At 68.7% G+C, this 18,649-nt stretch carries 11 protein-coding genes; 3 read left to right on the forward strand and 8 right to left on the reverse strand.

Annotated features, from left to right (window positions below; all coding sequences use genetic code 11):
- Nucleotides 1-5: 5 nt before the first annotated feature.
- The 3 genes from ML01_RS16620 to ML01_RS16630 all read right to left on the reverse strand — a co-directional run bounded on the left by ML01_RS16620 (nt 6) and on the right by ML01_RS16630 (nt 4,632).
- Nucleotides 6-2,462 carry a CsoS2 family carboxysome shell protein gene (locus ML01_RS16620; protein WP_058556536.1) on the reverse strand — a complete coding sequence of 819 codons (2,457 nt, stop codon included), beginning with the start codon at nt 2,460-2,462 and terminating at the stop codon, nt 6-8.
- Between the two features lie 257 nt (nt 2,463-2,719).
- The gene (locus ML01_RS16625) at nt 2,720-3,061 is read right to left on the reverse strand and encodes a ribulose bisphosphate carboxylase small subunit (RefSeq protein WP_058556521.1); all 342 of its coding nucleotides are present in this window, start codon (nt 3,059-3,061) and stop codon (nt 2,720-2,722) included.
- Nucleotides 3,062-3,216: 155 nt separating this feature from the next.
- Entirely contained in the window at nt 3,217-4,632 is a 1,416-nt protein-coding gene (locus ML01_RS16630; RefSeq protein ID WP_058556537.1) for a form I ribulose bisphosphate carboxylase large subunit, read from the reverse strand.
- A 456-nt stretch (nt 4,633-5,088) separates the two neighbouring features.
- On the opposite strand from ML01_RS16630, the gene ML01_RS16635 reads away from it, so the two are divergent.
- Nucleotides 5,089-5,925, forward strand: a complete 837-nt coding sequence (locus ML01_RS16635) for a Uma2 family endonuclease (RefSeq protein ID WP_058556522.1) — start codon at nt 5,089-5,091, stop codon at nt 5,923-5,925.
- A gap of 75 nt (nt 5,926-6,000) precedes the next feature.
- On the opposite strand, the gene ML01_RS16640 is transcribed toward ML01_RS16635, so the two are convergent.
- Nucleotides 6,001-6,864 carry a Uma2 family endonuclease gene (locus ML01_RS16640; protein ID WP_058556523.1) on the reverse strand — a complete coding sequence of 288 codons (864 nt, stop codon included), beginning with the start codon at nt 6,862-6,864 and terminating at the stop codon, nt 6,001-6,003.
- 384 nt (nt 6,865-7,248) lie between these two features.
- Between ML01_RS16640 and ML01_RS16645 the strand changes: the two genes are divergently transcribed.
- Both ML01_RS16645 and ML01_RS28910 read left to right on the forward strand, forming a co-directional pair.
- Nucleotides 7,249-7,539 carry a hypothetical protein gene (locus ML01_RS16645; RefSeq protein ID WP_058556524.1) on the forward strand — a complete coding sequence of 97 codons (291 nt, stop codon included), beginning with the start codon at nt 7,249-7,251 and terminating at the stop codon, nt 7,537-7,539.
- 144 nt (nt 7,540-7,683) lie between these two features.
- Nucleotides 7,684-7,833, forward strand: coding sequence for a hypothetical protein (locus ML01_RS28910; RefSeq protein ID WP_156427784.1), 150 nt, complete (start codon nt 7,684-7,686; stop codon nt 7,831-7,833).
- 347 nt (nt 7,834-8,180) lie between these two features.
- On the opposite strand, the gene ML01_RS16650 is transcribed toward ML01_RS28910, so the two are convergent.
- The 4 genes from ML01_RS16650 to ML01_RS16665 form a co-directional block, all read right to left on the reverse strand.
- Nucleotides 8,181-14,792: an SdrD B-like domain-containing protein gene (locus ML01_RS16650; protein ID WP_058556525.1), complete on the reverse strand. Its 6,612-nt coding sequence runs from the start codon at nt 14,790-14,792 to the stop codon at nt 8,181-8,183.
- A 751-nt stretch (nt 14,793-15,543) separates the two neighbouring features.
- A complete protein-coding gene (locus tag ML01_RS16655; protein WP_162268037.1) occupies nt 15,544-16,269 on the reverse strand; it encodes a PEP-CTERM sorting domain-containing protein in 726 nt (241 codons plus the stop codon).
- A 426-nt stretch (nt 16,270-16,695) separates the two neighbouring features.
- Nucleotides 16,696-17,556, reverse strand: a complete 861-nt coding sequence (gene djlA, locus ML01_RS16660; protein ID WP_058556527.1) for a co-chaperone DjlA — start codon at nt 17,554-17,556, stop codon at nt 16,696-16,698.
- Nucleotide 17,557: 1 nt separating this feature from the next.
- Nucleotides 17,558-18,223 carry an energy-coupling factor ABC transporter permease gene (locus ML01_RS16665; protein ID WP_058556528.1) on the reverse strand — a complete coding sequence of 222 codons (666 nt, stop codon included), beginning with the start codon at nt 18,221-18,223 and terminating at the stop codon, nt 17,558-17,560.
- Nucleotides 18,224-18,649 lie beyond the last annotated feature (426 nt).

Here is an 18,649-nt window from a genome sequence, read left to right on the forward strand (position 1 = left end):
ACCGATCAGCCCCGGGCGCCGCCGGAGTAGGTGATCAGCGCACCGCGGTCCGTGCTGCCGGCGGCGCCGGTGACCCGGCTCGTGGGCACGGTCCCGCCTTCATTGCGCTTGCGCTCCACCGGCGGCATGGCGGCCATTGCACCCGGGCGGGTCGGATTGCGCCGACGCGCGGACACGCCCTCGGTGCCGGTGACCCGATCGCCGCGCTCCCAGTCGTCGCCGGTGATCTTCTTGCCCGCGCTCTGACCCTCACCCGTGACGCGGTTGCGCTCCGGCGCCTCTGCCTCGGGCGCCTCCGCCCCGGCATCGGCGGCGGGCGGCTGCATGGCCATCAGGTTCGGCCGCAGCCGGTTGACGTCGAAGCGGGCCTGCTCGGTGCCGGTAATCTTGCCGGTGCCCATGCCGAAGGGGCCGGTGATGTGGTGGCTGGATTCATACGCGGTGCCGGTGACGCTGCTGCGCTGCTCCCGACTCGCGAGGGCCGCCTGCGCCGGCGAGCTGACACTGAAGCCCTGCGGGGAGGCGCCCGGGGCGTCGCCGCCGCCGATGGGGCGCGGGAAGTCCGGCTGACCCGGCTGGGCGCCGTTGCCGCCGCAGACCTCGGCGAACTGATCCGCACCGACGTACGGCGTGCCGGTGAGCGGCTCGCAGGCGCCCTTACCGGCGCCGGTCATACCGCCGCCGAAGCTACGCCCGCCCGCCTGCGCCGAGCTGAGCCCCGGCTGCAGGCCGGTCATGACCGGACCGGGAGTCATGGCCATGGGGCGGATGCGGCGCTGGATCTCCTGCTGCTGGCGCGGCTCGCAGTAGTCGGCGGCCTGGTCCAGCCCCGCGTAGGGCGTACCGGTGATGGCCTTGCAGGTGCCGGGCTCGTCGCCGGTGACCTTGCCCGAGCGCCCGGTTTGGGTGCCGGAGACGACCCGTCCCTTGTAGGTGTGCATGACGCCGACCTTCGGCGGCTCGGGCTTCGCCTCGACCTTGCAGGCCTGGTACTGGGCGGCGTCGATGTACTCATCGCCCGTGACCAAGCGGCAACTGCCGGGCTCATCGCCGGTGACCTTCTCGGAGCGCCCGACGCGGGTGCCGGTGACCGAGCCGCCGGACAGGGTCTGGGACAGGCCGACCTTCGGCGGGACGATCTCGGTGCCGATGTCCGATGGCGACGTGTACTGCGTGCCCGTGGGCCGGATCTGGGCGCCGAGCTCGTCGCCGGTGACCTTGCCCGAACGGCCGACCATATTGCCGGACACCGGCTTGCCGCCGAGGGTCTCGGCCAGGCCGATCTTGCGCGGACTCGGCTCCGGACGGACGCTGCAGAAGGCCTCGTACTGGTTCGGCGACAGGTACTCGGTGCCGGTGATGTTCTTGCAGGTGCCGGGCTCGTCGCCGGTGACCTTGCTGGAACGGCCGACCTCGTTGCCGGTGACCCGCTGGCCATGGCCGGTGGGGCTGACGCGCACCTTGGGGGCGCCGACCGCGGGGTCGGTCTGGCAGAACTCGCGGAAGATGTCCGCGCCCATGTATTCGGTGCCGGTGATGGTGCGGCAGGTGCTCGGCTCGTCGCCGGTGGTCTTGACGCTGCGCCCGACCTTAGTGCCGGTGACGCGCTGGCCCATGGCCGTCTCGGTGACCGCGACCTTCCACGGCTGATCCGCGGCGCCCTGGAGCTCGCGCGGCTTGGCCGGTCGCACGCGGCCGGCGGGCGCCGAGCGGCGCTCCCCGGCACCACCATTGGTGGCACGCGCGGCGCGAACCTTTTGCGCCAACTCGCGACCCGTGAGCTTGGGGTTGGCCTGGCGCGCCAGGCTGGCGGTGGACTGCGCCCCGCTCGCGGCACTCTTGCCGCGGCTGGACAGCGCCGCGCGGCGCGCCAGCGACTGCATGCGCCCGGCGGGCTTGACCGCCAAAACCGCGTCCACGCGCTTATTGCGAGGGCCGTTCTTGCCGCCGTTCTTGCCGTGCCCGTTGCCCAGGCTGCTCTGCGGCTTGGGCGCACCGGGCTGGTGGGCGAAGCTGCTCAGGTCCGCGGTCGGCTTGCCGGCGTCCTTGCGCTCGCCATTGCAGCCGCAGCCGCAGCCGCCTGGCTTGGCCGGCGCCGACGCGGATGCCGCCGGCGGGGTGCGGACGCGATCGGCGCTGCGCTGCGCACGGCGGCCGTCCTGCGCAAGTGCGGCGCGCCGCTGGCGGGCCAGGGCGCGGCTCGACTGGCTGGGCGAGGGCGCGGCGCGGCTCCCGCGCGGCGCGTTCGCCGTCAGCGGTGCGGCCATCGGGCGCGGCCGCGCTGCCGGGGCGGGCGCTGCTGCCGGCGCCGCCGCGGTGGCCGGGGCGGCAGCACGGGCGTTGTACCGAGTGCGCTCGGGCGTGCTGGAACGGACCCCTTGCTTGCCCCGGGTCGACATGGCCTTGCGCCGGGCCAGGGCGGCTTCTCGACCACTCGATTTCAGGTTCGCTTTGCTTGCCATGTCACTCGTCCGGGGGCTGGTTGTCTGGGGCTGCGATGAGCTCGTTTGCGATGCGGCAGGCGTACCGCGCCCGGATGCGGCCGGCCGGCCCAGCTCCGGGTAGTGGAGCCGATCGCTCGGCGCACCGGCGGCGCCCGCCAAATGCATGAAGACCGCGAAGGCGCCGGTGGGCATCGTTGAACAGGCTCGGCGGCGCGGCGCATCCGCGGGAGCGCGCGAACGCGCCGCGTCGCACCGCGGCGCCCGCGCTCAGGGCATCAGGCCCGGCCTTGGAACACCACGAAGCAGGAGCCCTGGCTCTGGGTGTAGTTGTCGTAGCCGGTGATGCGCACGTGGTGATCGGGGTACGAGCGATGGCAGCCCTCCAGCTCCCCGACCACGTTGCCGAGATCGGTCTCGCCGAAGAACGGCAGCTTCCACATGGTCCAGTAGTCGCTCATGGCGTCGGCGGGGTGGACGTGCTCAATGGCCGGCGTCCAGCCCTGGGCGATGATGTAGGCGATCTGGTCGTAGATCTCCTGCTGCGACATCGGCGGCAGGAAGCCGAAGGTCTCCAGCGTACGCTTGGTCTGGTAGTCGCCCGTGGTGCTCTGAGGCATGGTTCTTGCTCCTGATTGGAATTCGGGTTCGGGTGTGTTCGGAATTCGCCGATTCGGTGTGCCGCGGCGTTCGGCGCTTGCCTAGGGCCAAGCGCCAAAGACCGGAGGCGTCGCTCGGCCGAGGCTGTCCTCGGCCCTAGGCCCTCGGCCCTCTCTTACCGCACATCCAGCTTGTCGACGGTGTCGAACTCGAACTTGATCTCTTTCCAGGTCTCCATGGCGATGGCCAGCTCCGGGCTGTGCCGCGCGGCCTCGGTCATGATGTCGCGGGCCTCCTTCTCCAGCTCGCGACCCTCGTTGCGGGCCTTGACGCAGGCCTCGACCGCCACGCGGTTGGCGCAGGCGCCGGCCGCGTTGCCCCAGGGATGACCCTGGGTGCCGCCGCCGAACTGCAGCATGGAGTCGTCACCGAAGATCGTGACCAGCGCCGGCATGTGCCAGACGTGGATACCGCCGGAGGCGACGGCGAAGACGCCCGGCAGGGAGCCCCAGTCCTGGTCGAAGAAGACGCCGCGGGAGCGATCTTCCGGCACGAAGGACTCGCGGAGCTGATCGACGAAGCCGAGCGTGGAGGCGCGGTCGCCTTCGAGCTTGCCGACGACGGTGCCGGTGTGCAGATGGTCACCGCCGGACAGGCGCAGGCACTTGGCCAGCACGCGGAAGTGGATACCGTGCTTGGGATGACGGTCGATAACCGCGTGCATGGCACGGTGGATGTGCAGCAGCATGCCGTTCTCGCGGCACCAGTTGGCCAGGCCGGTATTGGCCGTGAAGCCGCCGGTGAGGAAGTCGTGCATGATGATCGGCGAGCCCACTTCCTTGGCGAACGCGGCGCGCTTGTACATCTCCTCGGGCGTGGCGGCGGTGACGTTCAGGTAGTGGCCCTTGCGCTCGCCGGTCTCGGCTTGCGCCTTCTGGAGGGCCTCGCCGACGAACTCGAAGCGGTCGCGCCAGCGCATGAAGGGCTGGGAGTTGACGTTCTCGTCGTCCTTGGTCATGTCGAGGCCGCCGCGCAGGCACTCATACACGGCACGGCCGTAGTTCTTGGCGGACAGGCCGAGCTTCGGCTTGATGGTGGCGCCGAGCAGCGGACGGCCGTACTTGTTCAGGCGGTCGCGCTCGAGCTGGATGCCGGCCGGCGGGCCGCCGCAGGTCTTGATGTAGGCGATCGGGAAGCGGATGTCTTCCAGGCGCAGGTGGCGCAGGGCCTTGAAGCCGAACACGTTGCCGACGAGAGATGTCAGCACGTTGACGACGGAGCCTTCCTCGAACAGGTCGATGGGGTAGGCGACGAAGGCGTAGAAGGACTCGTTGTCGCCCGGCACGTCCTCAATGCGGTAGGCCCGGCCCTTGTAGAACTCCAGGTCGGTCAGGAGCTCGGACCACACCGTGGACCAAGTGCCGGTGGACGACTCGGCGGCGACGGCGGCGGCGACCTCTTCGCGCGGGACACCCGGCTGGCCGGTGACCTTGAAGCAGGCCAGCAGGTCGGTGTCGAGCGGGACATAGTCCGGCGTCCAGTACATGTCCCGGTATTCTTTTACACCGGCGTCGTAGGTCTTCACGCTCATGCTCAGCTCCCGTGGTTTGTTCTGCGGCGTCTGCTTCGCCTGGCGAAGCTGTGGAAATTCCGCCGCGAACAATACCCCCGAGGGTCGTTAGAGCGAAATCGATTGTTTCAATCCGAGCCATGCAGGTTTATCTATACATGGTCTATGCAATGATCCGCGACAGCCGATCGGGATTCTGCCAACCGCTGTCGGGGGCCGGCCCAGGCGACCGACGATGCGCGCGCCCGGACCCTCCGGCCTGCACGCACCGATTCGAGCCGCCTACGCTCTCCCGCCTCCGGCGCCGCGGCGCTCCGGGCGCCGCACGATCCTGCTGCCCCGTATCGGCCGCCCCGGTGGCCCGGCATGGGGCTTCGAGGCGGCAGCTTGTTCGGCCTAGACGCCCGACCCGCGCCCGGGCCGTCTTCGGACCGGAGCGCCTATACTCCAAGCTCAGCCACCGACAGTGCCGAACCGATGCATCCTTCAGCCAGCCCTACGCCCGACGGCATCGACGCGTATCCGGACGACTTCTGGCCCGATGTCGAGGATCTCGTCACCGAAGACGACACGCCCGTGGACAGTATCTTTTCCGAGAAGCAGCAGCGCCTGCTGACCGAGCCCCTGTACGCCGGCGCGCGCGAGCGGCCCTTTGCCGCAATGGCCAACGTCGGGCTCTTCTACCGCACGCACCACCCGCCACTGGTTCCCGACATGCTGTTGAGCCTCGGCGTGGAGATCCCGCAGGACGTCTGGACCAAGTCGCATCGCGCCTACTTCGTCTGGGAGTACGGCAAGCCGCCGGAGATCGTCGTCGAGGTCGTCTCGAACCGGGAGGGCCACGAGCTCGACAGCAAGCTCGCCGACTACGCGGCCATCGGCGTCAAGTACTACGCCGTCTTCGACCCGGAACGGCTGCTCGGCGACCGACTGCTGCGGCTGCAGGAGCTGCATGGGGCGAGCTACGTGGAACGGGCGACGCTCTGGATGCCCGATATCGGTCTGGGCCTGTGCCTGTGGGATGGCCCCTTCGAGGACATGCCCGCCCGTTGGCTGCGCTGGTGCGATGCCGCCGGCACCCCGATCCCGACCGGCGCCGAGCGTGCGGAGCAGGAGCGACAACGTGCCGAACAGGAGCACGAGCGTGCGGAGCAGGAGCGACAGCGTGCCGAACAGGAGCACGAGCGCGCGGAGCAGGAGCGACAGCGTGCCGAACAGGAGCACGAGCGCGCGGAGCGCGCCCGGGAGCGAGCCGAACGCCTGTCCGAGCGATTGCGCGCGCTCGGCATCGACCCGAACGGGGCCGCCGATTAGCGCAAAGCGCGCCGATACCCCCCGGTGTCGGGAGGCCGGCTGCTTGCAGAGTGCGGTCTGACGAGCGCGGCGGGCTCAAGGGCGCGGCGAGAGCTCCGGCAGCTCCTCGGCGCGCTCGACCGCCGCCGCGGCCAGCAGCCAGCGCTCGATCCGGTTGCGATCTCGGCAGGCCATGATCTGCGCCTCCACCTCGGCTCGGACCTCGAGCCCGCGGCCGCGGAGCAGCGCCACCACGGCGGCGGCAAGACCCTCGACCTGCCCTTCGGCCTTGCCCTCGGCCTTGCCCTCAGCCTTGCCCTCAGCCTTGCCCTCAGCCTTGCCCTCTTCCCGGCCGCGCGCCAACACGGCGTCCAAATCGGCATAGCCTTGCCGCTGAAGCAGGTTGCGCAGCGTCGCCTGGTGGCCGGCGGCGCGGTCATAGAGGGCCTCCACCGGCACCGGGTTGCGCAGGATGCCGGGGGCCTCGAGCCGATCGCCCGGGCCCAGCGTGCGCACCGGGACCCCAGGTGCATGCACCTCGACCCGCCGCGGGCCGAGCAGGCGCACGACCCAGACGAGCCGCGTGCCGTGCGCGAGCAGATCGGCGACCTTGCGGCGCAGCATCTCCTCGTCCTGACCCTTGCCGGCGTATTCCAAGGCCAGCGGCGGGACGCCGGGCATCCAGCCCGACACGCCCGCGGCGGCTGCCGCGGGGGCAACGGCGATGTCCGGTGCCCAGAGGGTACCGGCCTCCGGCGCAAAGCCGGCATCGACCCCGGCCCAGTCCACATCCGGGTCGGACTCGATGACCGCGCCCCCGCTCAAGTTGCGATTGGCGTGCTCGGGGCCGGAGGGTGCGCAGTAGCTCGGATGCCCGTCGACGAGCTCGTAGCGATCGCCGTCGCGCAATTGGTCGGCGCGGAACGGACCCGGGCCGAGCAGGGGCTTGTTGCTGGACATGGCGCGTCTCGAAGCGGTTGCGTTGGATCAATCACGGCGCGCGTTGGCGCCGATACCTGGATTCTACGCCAGCACCGCGGCCTCGGCTCGGCGGCCTGAGCGCCCCGCTGCGGAGCGCCGTCGCTCACGTCCATCCGTCTCTATCTCCGTGTCTTCGTGCCTTTGCGTGACGCATCTCTCTCTTCTGCGCGGGCTCTTCTGCGCGAGCTCTTCTGCGCGAGCTTTGTCTTGGCGCATCGCAACGGGTTGCGACATCATTTCGAGGCCGCCCCCTGGCAGTGCCGACCGCGATGCTCACCGCAGGGGCCAGGACTCAGCCCAACCGACCAGGCTTCATCGGGTGCAATCGATGCCTCCACCACTCACGCTCGCTCACACCAAGCCATGCGCCTGACCGAGACCCAGCGACGACTGATCCGCGCCGCGGGGCTGCGCCATTTTGGCGTGACGCCGCGTCTGTTCGGCTCGCGACTCGATGACGATCGGCGGGGTGGCGATATCGACCTGTTCATTCCGGGTCGCTGGTCGGCGGTCGAGGCGGTTTCGCGCCGGCTGCAGTTCTGCGCGGAGGTGAAGGCCCGACTGGACGATCAGAAGATCGATGTCGTCGTGGAGAATCCGGACGCGCCTTCCGCGATCCAGGACCATGCCAAACGCCACAGCCAACCGGTGTAGCCCCGATGCGTGACCTCAATGATCTGTTGACCGAGCGCACAGGTATTCCGACGCTTTGCCGTAGACCGGCTCAAGGAGCCGGTCGAGGACCGACCGATCATCGATATCCTGAATCTGCTTGAACGCTACGGACACTTGCCGTCGATGACCCGTTGGCAGGAGATTCGGGAGGTCCGCAATCAGATCACCCACGAGTATCGCCTGGTGCCCGCGGAGTTGATCGCCACGCGAGCAATTGCCGTGCCGATGGTCGCCGAGATGGCGGCGATCATCGCGGGCCTGCGGCGGCGATAGCCCGATCTCCCAGCTTGCGGCGCGACGGATACAGCCGCCGAAGCAGGAGCGACCGTACCTGCAACGGATCAGTCCGGAGCCGATCGACACCTGTTGTCACGGCTGCTGCCGGATGCGCAACCGTTATCACTCCGTGGTGGAGACGCCGGCACAAAAAAGCGACGGCCGACTGCTGTCGGGCGTCGCTAAGGACCGGAGCCATCGGCTCGGCTTATCGGATCTGCACTCCCACAGGGCCGCCGCGATGGCCTGATGCCCCCTCTGGTGCCGCGCCTGGTGGGTGACGCTAGCCGTCACCCGCCGGGGTCGCGCTGCGGGGCGACGGCTGCCGCCCCGCTCGACCGGCGTCAGTCGATGGGCGGATTGGCGAGGTCATCCGTGACGAGCCAGCGGTCCACCTTCGTTCCGTCCTCGCGGTAGGCGATCTCCAGCGTGTGGGTGCCGGCGTCGAGGTGCAGCTCCACCGGCGCGTTGCCCGCGTCGGCGTCGTGCACCTGGTCCCAGACCCAGTTCCGGCCGCGCTCGATGCCGTTCCACTTGATCCAGTCGCCGCCGTTCACGCGGACCCAGAAGGAGTCGTCGTTGCCGTTCGGCGCGATCACGCGACCGAACAACGCATAGACCCCGTCGCGTTCGATGTCAAAACTGTACACCGCGCGACCATGGCTCTTGCGGTTCGGCTTGCGCGTACTCGTCTTGCCGGACTTGATCTCGATGTACCGGCCGCCCGAGGCATCGGCATCGGACTTGGTCCGCCACCAATTGCCAAGCGCGCCGTCCTCCGCCTCGATCAGCACCGTCACGGTGCTATCGGGCGTGCCCGCCTCGCCGGCGGGATCGGCCGGCGCCGTCGGGCACTCCGGGGGCTGCGGGCAGAATTCCAGCGAGCCCACCGCGCCGCTGCCGCGGAAGTACACGACCAGGCGGCTGACGTTCTCGGCATCCAGAAACACCTGCTGGTAGCTGTTGTCGCCGAGTCCGGCAAACGTCTGCTCCGCAACCAGATTGCCCGCGGCATCAAAGGCCTTGGCCCAACCCGGGATCTCCGAGGCCTCGACATCGATGACCTCAAGCGCGCCGATGCGCACCGGGGCGTCGAAGTCGAAGGTCAGCGTGCCGCGGACAATGTCGTCCGGATCGGAGGCGTCGCCGTCCTCGGAGATGATCAGCACATTGCCGAGCGCCTTGCTGTTGGTGACGCCGCTGTTGCCGCGGCCGGGGCCGCCGTAGGCCTGGTTCGGCGTGCCCAGGTCCCAATCGCCGCCGGTGGGGTTGCTGCTGTCGAAGATCATCGGGATGCGCGCGTTGCCATGGCGGTCCTCGGCACGGATGCGCAGGCCCATGGCGGCGAAGGCGTTGCTCACGTCGTCGCCCGCTCGCAGCGCGCTGCCGGCCGCGTTGACCGAGAAGTCGATGCCGTCGGTGCAGACGCCGTCAACCGGGCACTGATCGCCATCCGCAACGGCCGGGCAGCTCTCCTCCGTGGTCAGCGGGATGTAGCCCTGCTTCTTCTTGCCGGTGGACGCCGTGTCGCCGCCGTTGACGTTGAGGTGGATCTCGATCTCGGCGTAGCTGCCGGCCGCGAGCGGGAAGGACGCCTCGTAGCCGCGCACCTGGCCGTTGATGCCGACCCACTCGAAGGTCGCGGAATTGCCGTCCACCTGCGTCGAGTTGGACAGGTCATAGACCTTCACCCAGGCGTCCTGCGCGGACAGGCTCACGCTGTTGCCGGGGGTGGCCAGCACCAGCACGTAGAGCGTGCCGTCGGACCAGCGCACATAGCTGTTGGCAAGGTGGTCCTTGCTCGGATTGCCGGCCTCGTAGAGCTTCGCGAAGAAGTCCTCGGTCAGGTTCCAATCGCCGATGGCGCCGTCCACGTTCGGCAGCGGGCATTGGCCAAGGTCGCCGCCATCGTCGGGCTCGGTGCCGTCGTCGGGCTCGTTGCCGTCGTCGGGCTCGGTGCCGTCACCATCGGGCGTCGGACAATCCGGGGGCTGCGGGCAGAATTCCAGGGAGCCCACCGCGCCGCTGCCGCGGAAGTACACCACCAGCCGGCTCACGTTCTCGGCGTCCAGGAAGATCTGCTGGTAGCTGTTGTCGCCCAGCCCCGCGAAGTCCTGCTCAGCAACCAGATTGCCGGCGGCATCAAAGGCCTTCACCCAACCCGGGATCTCGGAGGCCTCGACATCAATGATCTCCAGCGCGCCGATGCGCACCGGGGCGTCGAAGTCGAAGGTCAGCGTGCCGCGGACAATGTCGTCCGGATCGCTGGCGTCGCCGTCCTCGGAGATGATCAGCACATTGCCGAGCGCCTTGCTGTTGGTGACGCCGCTGTTGCCGCGGCCGGGGCCGCCGTAGGCCTCGTTCGGCGTGCCCAGGTCCCAATCGCCGCCGGTGGGGTTGCTGCTGTCGAAGATCATCGGGATGCGCGCGTTGCCGTTGCGGTCCTCGGCGCGAATGCGCAGGCCCATGGCGGCGAAGGCGTTGCTCACGTCGTCGCCCGCTCGCAGCGTGCTGCCGGCGCCATCGACCGAGAAGTCGATGCCGTCGGCGCAGACGCCGTCAACCGGGCACTGATCGCCATCCGCAACGGCCGGGCAGCTCTCCTCCGTGGTCAGCGGGATGTAGCCCTGCTTCTTCTTGCCGGTGGACGCCGTGTCGCCGCCGTTGACGTTGAGGTGGATCTCGATCTCGGCGTAGCTGCCGGCCGCGAGCGGGAAGGACGCCTCGTAGCCGCGCACCTGAGCGTTGCTGGTGACCCACGCGAAGGTCGCGGAATTGCCGTCCACCTGCGTCGAGTTGGACAGGTCATAGACCTTCACCCAGGCGTCCTGCGCGGACAGGCTCACGCTGTTGCCGGGGGTGGCCAGCACCAGCACGTAGAGCGTGCCGTCGGACCAGCGCACATAGCTGTCCGCGAGGTGGTCCTTGCTCGGATTGCCGGCCTCGTAGAGCTTCGCGAAGAAGTCCTCGGTCAGGTTCCAATCGCCGATGGCGCCGTCAACGCTCGGCACCGGGCAGACCTCGGGCTCGTCGCGCACCAGGCCGCAGTCCACGGTGGGCAGGTACTCGCCGTCACCGAGGGTGAAGCTGCCCATGAAGCCGTTGTTGGCCGGGTCGGCGTTGCTGTCGGTGTCGTTGTCGCGCGCCTGGCCGAAGATCGGCGTGTAGGCGTAGCCGGCCGGGGCCTCGCAGCGGACGCCGTACTCGACGCCGGGTGTCAGATCAGCGAACAGGTATTCGCCGTTGGCGTCGGTGCCGAGGGTACGGCTGTTGCCGTTCGGGTCCGTGAGCGTGATCTGCACGCCCTCGACGCCGGGCTCGCCCTGGTCCTGAATGCCGTTGCCGTTCTGGTCCTCGAAGGCCAGGTTGCCGAGGCTCGCCGGGATTGGGTCGGGCACGCGCGCCGTGTACTGGCTCGGGTCGCTGTCGCTGACCTCGGGGCCGTTCACTGGGTCGAACGCAGGCTTGGCGACGACGGTCGAGTTGTTGAGATACAGCGTCATCGTGGCGGTGCCGGTGAGCGTGCAGGTCTCGGTGGCACCCACCGCCAGGGAGGCGATGGTGCAGACCGGGCCTTCGACGCTGTCGGTGACGACGGCGTTCACGAGGTCGACGTTGCCGGTGTTGGTCACGTCGTAGGTCCAGGTCACGTCGTCGCCGATGACGAGCGCCGGGCCGGTGCCGGGCAGGTTGCCGTCCAGACCGTTGGTGTACTTCTTGATGTCGATGGCCGGGGCCGCCGGCAGGACCAAGCCCGCATCCCAGGTCAGATCTTCCGTGTTGGAAGGCAGCACGATGGTCTCGCTGGTGCGGCACTCCACACCGCCGCTCACGGATGCAACCACATCGCTGTCGCCGATGTTCTCGCCGACGTTTGCAGTGGTGCACTCGTAGCCCGCGGGCGGCGTGACCTCGACGCAGTAGCCGCCGGGGGCGGTCTCGAACAGGTAGAAGCCGCCGTCGGCCGTGAGCTGCGACAGACCCGTGTCGCCGTCGTCCGCGGTGTTGCACAGGCCGTCGGTGCCGGGCGTCAGCAGCGTCACCAGCACGTCGTCGATGCCGGTGCCGCATTCGGCGCCGGTGTCGTCGCCGTTGGTCTCGCCGATGATGCCGTCCTGGTCCGCGTCGGCGCAGTTCTGGCGGCCATCGCGGTTGGTGTCCTCGAACACGCGGTCACCCAAGCGGGCTGCACAGTAGAGCCCGGCGTCGCGGGTCAGGTCTTGGTCCTGGAAGCCGAGCGCGATGTTGCCGGTGAGGCCGTTCGCATCCACGTCGCTGTCGAGCGCCGGATCGCCGCCCTCGCCCCGCGGGCTCCAGGCCGCCGTGCCGATGTCGCAGAAGCCGGCCGGCGGCGTGAACCGCAGGCAGTAGTCGCCGCCTTCCATGTTCTTGAACAGGTACATGCCGCCGACGGTCTCGAGCTCGGAGAGCAGATTGGCCTCGGTGGCCTCGCAGACGCCGCCGTTCGGGTTGTCGAACACCTCGACCTTGCAGCCGCTGATGCCGGGCTCGTCCTGGTCTTGGATGCCGTTGGCGTTCAGGTCATGGAAGCAGGTGTCGCCGAGCGAGGCGTTCGGCTCGAAGATGCCGCCGTCGATGCTGATATCGGCCTCTTTGGACGCGACCGTGGCGCAGGCGCTGATGCCGGTGCTGCGGTCGGCGTCGCTGTCGAAGGCGTCGTCACCGCGGTCGGCGAGCGTGAAGATGTAGCCCGCCGCGGCGAGATCCGCCGGGATCGTAAAGCCGACGGCGTAGCTGCCGGGCGCGACGAAAAACTCGTAGAAGCCCGCGCTGTCGGTCTGAGCCGTCGCGATGGCGGTGCCGGGCTGGCCGTCAACACACGCGTACAGCGTCACCTCGGCGTCGGCAATGCCGGGCTCGGCGGCGGTGTCGGCGCTCTGCACGCCGTCCACGTCGTCGGTGTCGTCCCAGAGACGATCGCCGATCAGCGCGTCGCAGTAGACGCCGGCATCGCGGGTCAGGTCCGTAGTGTCCTCGGGCAGGAAGAACGCATCCAGACGGCCGGTATCCGGGTCCACGTCGCTGTCGCGGGTGTCCGCACCGGGCAGGCCGTCGTCGGCATCCTGCAGCGTGAACTTGGCCGGACCGAAGTCGATGCCGGTCGCGTCGTCCACGCAGAAGCCCGCGGGCGGCGTGAACCGCGCGCAGTAGTCGCCGGCCAGCAGGTCGTCGGTCAGGTACTCGCCCGCTGCGTCGATGTCGTAGATGCCGATGAGCACCTCGTTGGCGGTGCCGCAGTTCTCATAGACCTCGACGGTGGCCGGGTACAGCGCGCCGTCGATGCCGTCCTCGTTGCCGTCCTGGATGCCGTTGCGGTTCTTGTCGTGGAACAGCAGGTTGCCAAAGCGCGAGAAGAGCGGGTCCGGCTCCGGCACGATGATGCCGGCGTCGATGGTCAGATCCTCGTCGTTGGACGCGACCTCGATGATGCAGCCGGTGGCGCCGGACAGGCTCGCGTCGCTGTCGGCGGCGTCGCCGGCGAGCGGGAAGTTGGGCAGCGTGAAGCTGGTGCCGTCGGGCGCGGTGAACACGACCTCGTAGCGGCCCGGCAGCACGTCGAAGAAATAGTTGCCGTTGGCGTCGATGGTGGTGGTGCCCACCAGCGCGCCGCGGTTGCCGTCGGCGTCGCAGGCGAAGAGCTCGACGCTCAGGTCATCGGTGGTCTCGGGCGTGCCGAGGGTGCCGTCCACGCCGGGCTCGGGGTCGCCGGCGCCATCGGTCTGTGAGCCGTCCTTGTTGGTGTCCTCGAACAGCGTGTCGCCGATGCGCGCGGGGCAGACGACGCCGGCGTCCCAAGTCGGATCCATCTGGCCGTCTACGAGCGTGATGGGGCCGGTGCGGCCGTCGGCATCGACGTCGCTGTCTTGTGCAGGATCGTTGCCGCTGCCCTGGCCGGTGAAGGCCGCGTCCCCGAAGGCGCAGATGCCGGACGGGCGGGTGACCTGCACGCAGTAGTCGCCGGCAGGCAAGTCGCCGAAGCCGTAGAAGCCATTGGCGTCGGTGGTGCTCTGTGCCAGGCTAGTGTCGTCGCCGTTGCCGCAGATGCCGTCGTTGGCGCTGAACAGCTCAACCGGCACGTTGGCGATGCCCGCGTCGCACTCGGTGCCGACATCGCCGGCGTCGCCGAGGACGCCGTTGTCGTTGGTGTCCGTGCAGTTCTGGATGCCGTCGCCGTTGCGGTCTTCGAAGACGCGGTCGCCGAGGCTGGCGATGCCGCCGGGGGTGGTAATGCCGGGGAGCGGGCCGAAGCCGCCCTTCACGCGTCCGGTGGTGCTGCGGAAATCCTGACCGAAGCTGCCGACGAAGGTGGAGCCCTCGATCACCGCGGCGAGCCCCACCTCCCCCGAGGGGATGAGTCCATCCGCGACCCATTGCCCACCGGTCACGGTCACGCGGAAATCGAACACATCGGTGGTCGTGATATCGGCGAAGCCGAACGCCGTCACCCGGCCCGTCAGCAACGTGCCGCTGGACTGGCCCGGGATGTTGCCCTGCACCACGAAGTTGTCGCCGGTGGACGGCACCACATCGCACGACACCGCGCCGGCGTCGGCAGGCGTGCAAGCCCCGAGGGTGATGCTCAGGTTCAGCTTGTCAGTGGCGCTCGAGAAGCCCCAGAAGGTGTTCACGCCCGGCTGGAACTGGGTCACGAAGGGCTGCCCCGCCAGCGACAGGGTGCGGGTAGCGGCGCTATAGCCGAAGCTGCCGGGGCCGGCCAGCTCGCTCCGCGGCAGTTGGATCTGTGGGCTGACGTCGAGCGTCGCCGCGCGCGCACCGGGCAGGGCCACGGCGGCGAGCAGCAGCCCGGCGACCAGTGCGCGGCCTGCGCTGGCGCGTGCTCGCGGTGGCGCCCGATGTCGAAGTGCGGTCGGGAGCCCCGGCCCGGTGCGGTCGGCCGTACGCGGCTGGTGGCGAAAGAGGTGTTCTGTGGTCATGGGCGTGTTGGTCGAGTCGTGCAACGTGGCCGGCGTGCTGCCGGCACCGGTGGAAATTTTCTTTCAGCGGCGCTACACGCAGACGCCGTGCCTCTAGGACCAGCGCACGGGGCAGCGACCGCATCGACCCCACAGCAGCAACGCGCCCATACCAAACATTAAAAACCTTTTGAATAAGAGACTTAACGCAGCGGCAAAACCGACTAAAACGATCTGGAAATGGGCTTAGGAAGCAGTCTTATGCCGAATTACGCAAGCGCTCTTAGAGACGGCCTAGCGTCTTGCTTAGGCTCTTCTTCGCCGGAGGCGCGGGCCATGGCGCCTGGCTCCGCTACTGCCGCCCGGCTGCGGGCCCACCCGGAATTGCAAAATGCGCCGCGCGTTGCAAATTGCGAATTCGCATTGTGCTTAGAGACTTGGGGTAAACCCGCAAAGCCGCCGGGGCCGGCCCCAATGGGATCGAGCCGGACGATCTGGAAGCCGTCGCGTTGGCGAAAAACGGTGGACGGGTTAAGGGCCGACGCAGGTGCCGCGGGCTCGTCGGCGCGCGAATTACGAGGCAGGGGCGGCTACGGGCGACTTCGCGCGGACCGAGGGGACGGGGATGGCCGAGACGACGCGGACCGCTGTTGCAGCGGCGAGCCGGGAGCTGGGAGAGAGGGACAGATCGGCCCGCCGCGTGGCGGCGGGTGCCGGTAGCGGCTCGGCCTGCGCCGAGCCGCAGGGGGCGAAGGGAGGGAGGTTGTGGCGCTTAGGTCCGTTTCTCTGTCGCGCGAACGAGCAAGCCGCGGCGGTGTCGCACGACGCTGATTCCGGCGACCCCGAAGGCCATCAGGGCCAGGGTGGCGGGCAAAGGCACCGCCGACACGGAGTTGTCGGCGACCACGGTGGAGGCGGAGAAGTCGACGTTGCCTACCAGCCAGCTCGCATCACCGGTGCTGATGGAAGAAGCGGTCGCGATGACTTGCGAGAACCCAGACAGATTCCAACCCAGGATGCCGTCAACATCGCTGCTCAGATTCTCCGTCAGAAACTCGAACGTACCGCTGCTGCCGGTCCCGGCAATGCCGAAGTTGTAGATGTCTCCGTCCAGCATGACCTGGCCGACATCGATGGTCTGACTATTGATGTTCCACTGCGAAGCAGCGGTGATCGACAGAGTATTCGAAGCCGTCGCCAACAGCGACGCCCCGTCGTTCTCGAAGGTGACGCTGAGGGTGTAATTCAGCAATCCCCCGCCGGCAAAGTTGCCATCCACATCGGTAAAGGTGCCGCTTACACCGGTGCCGCTAATCGTCATGACCCCGGTACTGGCCGCGTAACTGAGGTCAAGCGCCGTCGCCTGAAGGTCAGGGTTGAAGTTCGTCAGACCTAACGCGGGCTTGAAGGTCGCGAAAACCGGCTGCCCGACAAGCATCAGGGCACCGGCGAGGGCAAGGGCACCGACGGTGCGGAGCTGGTTTTCTTTGGATTTCATCGTGTGCATCTCTTAGCTGTTGTTCGGTCGCCCGACCGTTAGGGTTGCGCGGGGCAGGCCGTACACGGGCTGCGTGGCGCCGAGTCCAAGTCCACTCGCGATCCTCGAAGCAAATTCCGCGCCCATCTAAACAAACACTATCCCTATCAGAGCCTTATGGGAAAAACCCAGGCCTGGAGCCCATCGCGCCAAGCAAACTTGTAAAGAATCTTGACGGTGTCTGCGCCCGCCGATCACGACCAGGGAACCAGCCGATGCAGACCCACGGGTCTATATCGGCCTAAGCCTAAAGGATTTTTCTAGGCAAGCCTTAGGCGACAGCATGGCCTCGGGCGGCCGAGGCAGCGCCGGGAGCGCGTAGAGCCGGCTGGCGAGTGTAAAGCCCACTAAACACTCCGAGGCCCTGCCCGACGCAACGGTATCCGGTCACCCCCGCGCCATCGACGGCCGCGCCGCCTGGATCATCTCGTAGGCGCGGCGGATCTCGTGGGTCTTCTGGGTCGCGAGCCGGATCATGTCCTCCGGCAGGCCCTTGGAGACGAGCTTGTCCGGGTGGTGCTGACTCAAGAGCTTGCGGTAGGCGCGCTTCACGGCATCGTCGGAGTCCTTCGGCGCGACGCCGAGCAGCGCGTAGGCGTCCTTCAGCGTCGGCCCCGTGGTCGGCGCGCGCCGCCCGGCACCACCCGTTTGGCGCGCACGCTCGCGCCAGGCGTCGCCACCGGGCGCGGCCCCGGCGAAGCGCCGCTGCATCCGCACCAGGTTCTCCAGTTGCCGGAACAGCATCGGCGACACGCCAAGCCCCTCGCGGATCTTGTCCAGCAGCCGGCGCTTGTCCGCGGACGGCTCGCCGTCGGCATAGGCCGCCTGCAACTGCACCTCCAGGAACAACTGCACCAACAGGCGCCGGCCCAGGCACTCGCGGCGGAAGCGGCCGATGACGGCATCGAGGTCGAAGTCCGGCTGCTTGCCCTGGCGGAACAGCGCGATGGCGGCGCTGCGGCGATCGCCGGTGAGCTGGAGCCGCGACATCACGGTCTCAGCCAGCGCGATCTCGGCCTCGGACACGCGCCCGTCGGCCTTGGCGAGGTGGCCCATCACCGAGAAGGTCGCGGTGAAAAACGCGCTCTCCATGCGGCGGCGATCGCCGAACGGCAGGCCCAAATCGTCGGCGAGGCGCTGCACGCCGCTGTCCACCCCATGCCCCAGCGCCGCACCGAGCATGGCGCCCAAGGGCCCGCCGGCGGCGAACCCCAAGAGGCCGCCAACCACCTTCCCGAACCAGCTCACGTCATTTGCCCTTCAGATACTGCTCATCTGAAAAGGAGTACACCCATTCCGGGCGAAAGGCCACCAGTATGACCATGATCCAGCCGTTCAGCATCGCCTCCGGCAGGAACATGAGCGGGAAAAACGGCAGCACCGTCTGGCTCAGCTCCGCGAAGGTGTAGGCGCCGCTGCCCACCAGGAGCCATGCGGCCATGTAGCCCATGGCGACGCCGACCAGGCCGGCGGTGGCGAAGCCGTTGACGAGCACGTAGACGAAGAACTGCTTGGGCAGATAGTGGCGGATCAGCACCAGCGCGATCTGCGTCAGCGTGATGGGCAGGATGCCGCTCACCAGCGCGTTCAGCGCAAAGCCGTTCCACGCCGCATCGCCGCTCAGATAGACGCCCAGCAGCGCAAGCGACGCGGCGATGACGGCCAAGGACCAACTGAAGATGAGCGTCACCGCCGTGAGCCCGAGCAGGTGGTAATGGAGCCCGGGCTGCACCTGCGTCTCCATCTGCCACAGGAACATCAGCACGACCGTCGCCCCGAAGAACACGTGCGTCAGCTTCGCGGCCAAGAGCCGGCGCCAGGGCGCCAGCCGGAGCGCGAGCGCCAGGCACGCCAGATAGAGCACCAGGGCGGCCCAGGTGGCGGTGGGGCTGAACAGGGCTGGATCGAGGGTCATACTGGCTATCGCACGCAGCGCGGCGGCGCTCGCCGCTTACCGAAAGCCTCGGGATTGGGAAAGATAGCGCAATTTTCAAAGGGGCGAGGGCCTAGGACGGAGGCGCGCCGACGCGGCGGACCGGGATCGCCGGCTTTCCAGCCGGCTCGCCGCCGACGCGGCTCGATGCCGCGTCGGCGGCGTCCGGGCCGATCAGAGGCCACATGCACAGTCGTCCGCCCGGCGGCGCGGCACGGGCCCCCGCCCGCGCCCGCGCCGCAGATCGCGCGCCGGGGGCATCGAGCCCCCGGCACGCGAAGCCGGCTGAAAGCCGGCGCTCCCAGTCGGCGGCGGACCGGGACCGCCGGCTTTCCAGCCGGCTCGCCGCCGGCGCGGCTCAATGCCGCGTCGGCGGCGTCCGGGCCGATCAGAGAGCACAGGCGCAGT

It is taken from the genome of Thiohalocapsa sp. ML1 (genome assembly GCF_001469165.1).
Taxonomy (GTDB): Bacteria; Pseudomonadota; Gammaproteobacteria; order Chromatiales; family Chromatiaceae; genus Thiohalocapsa.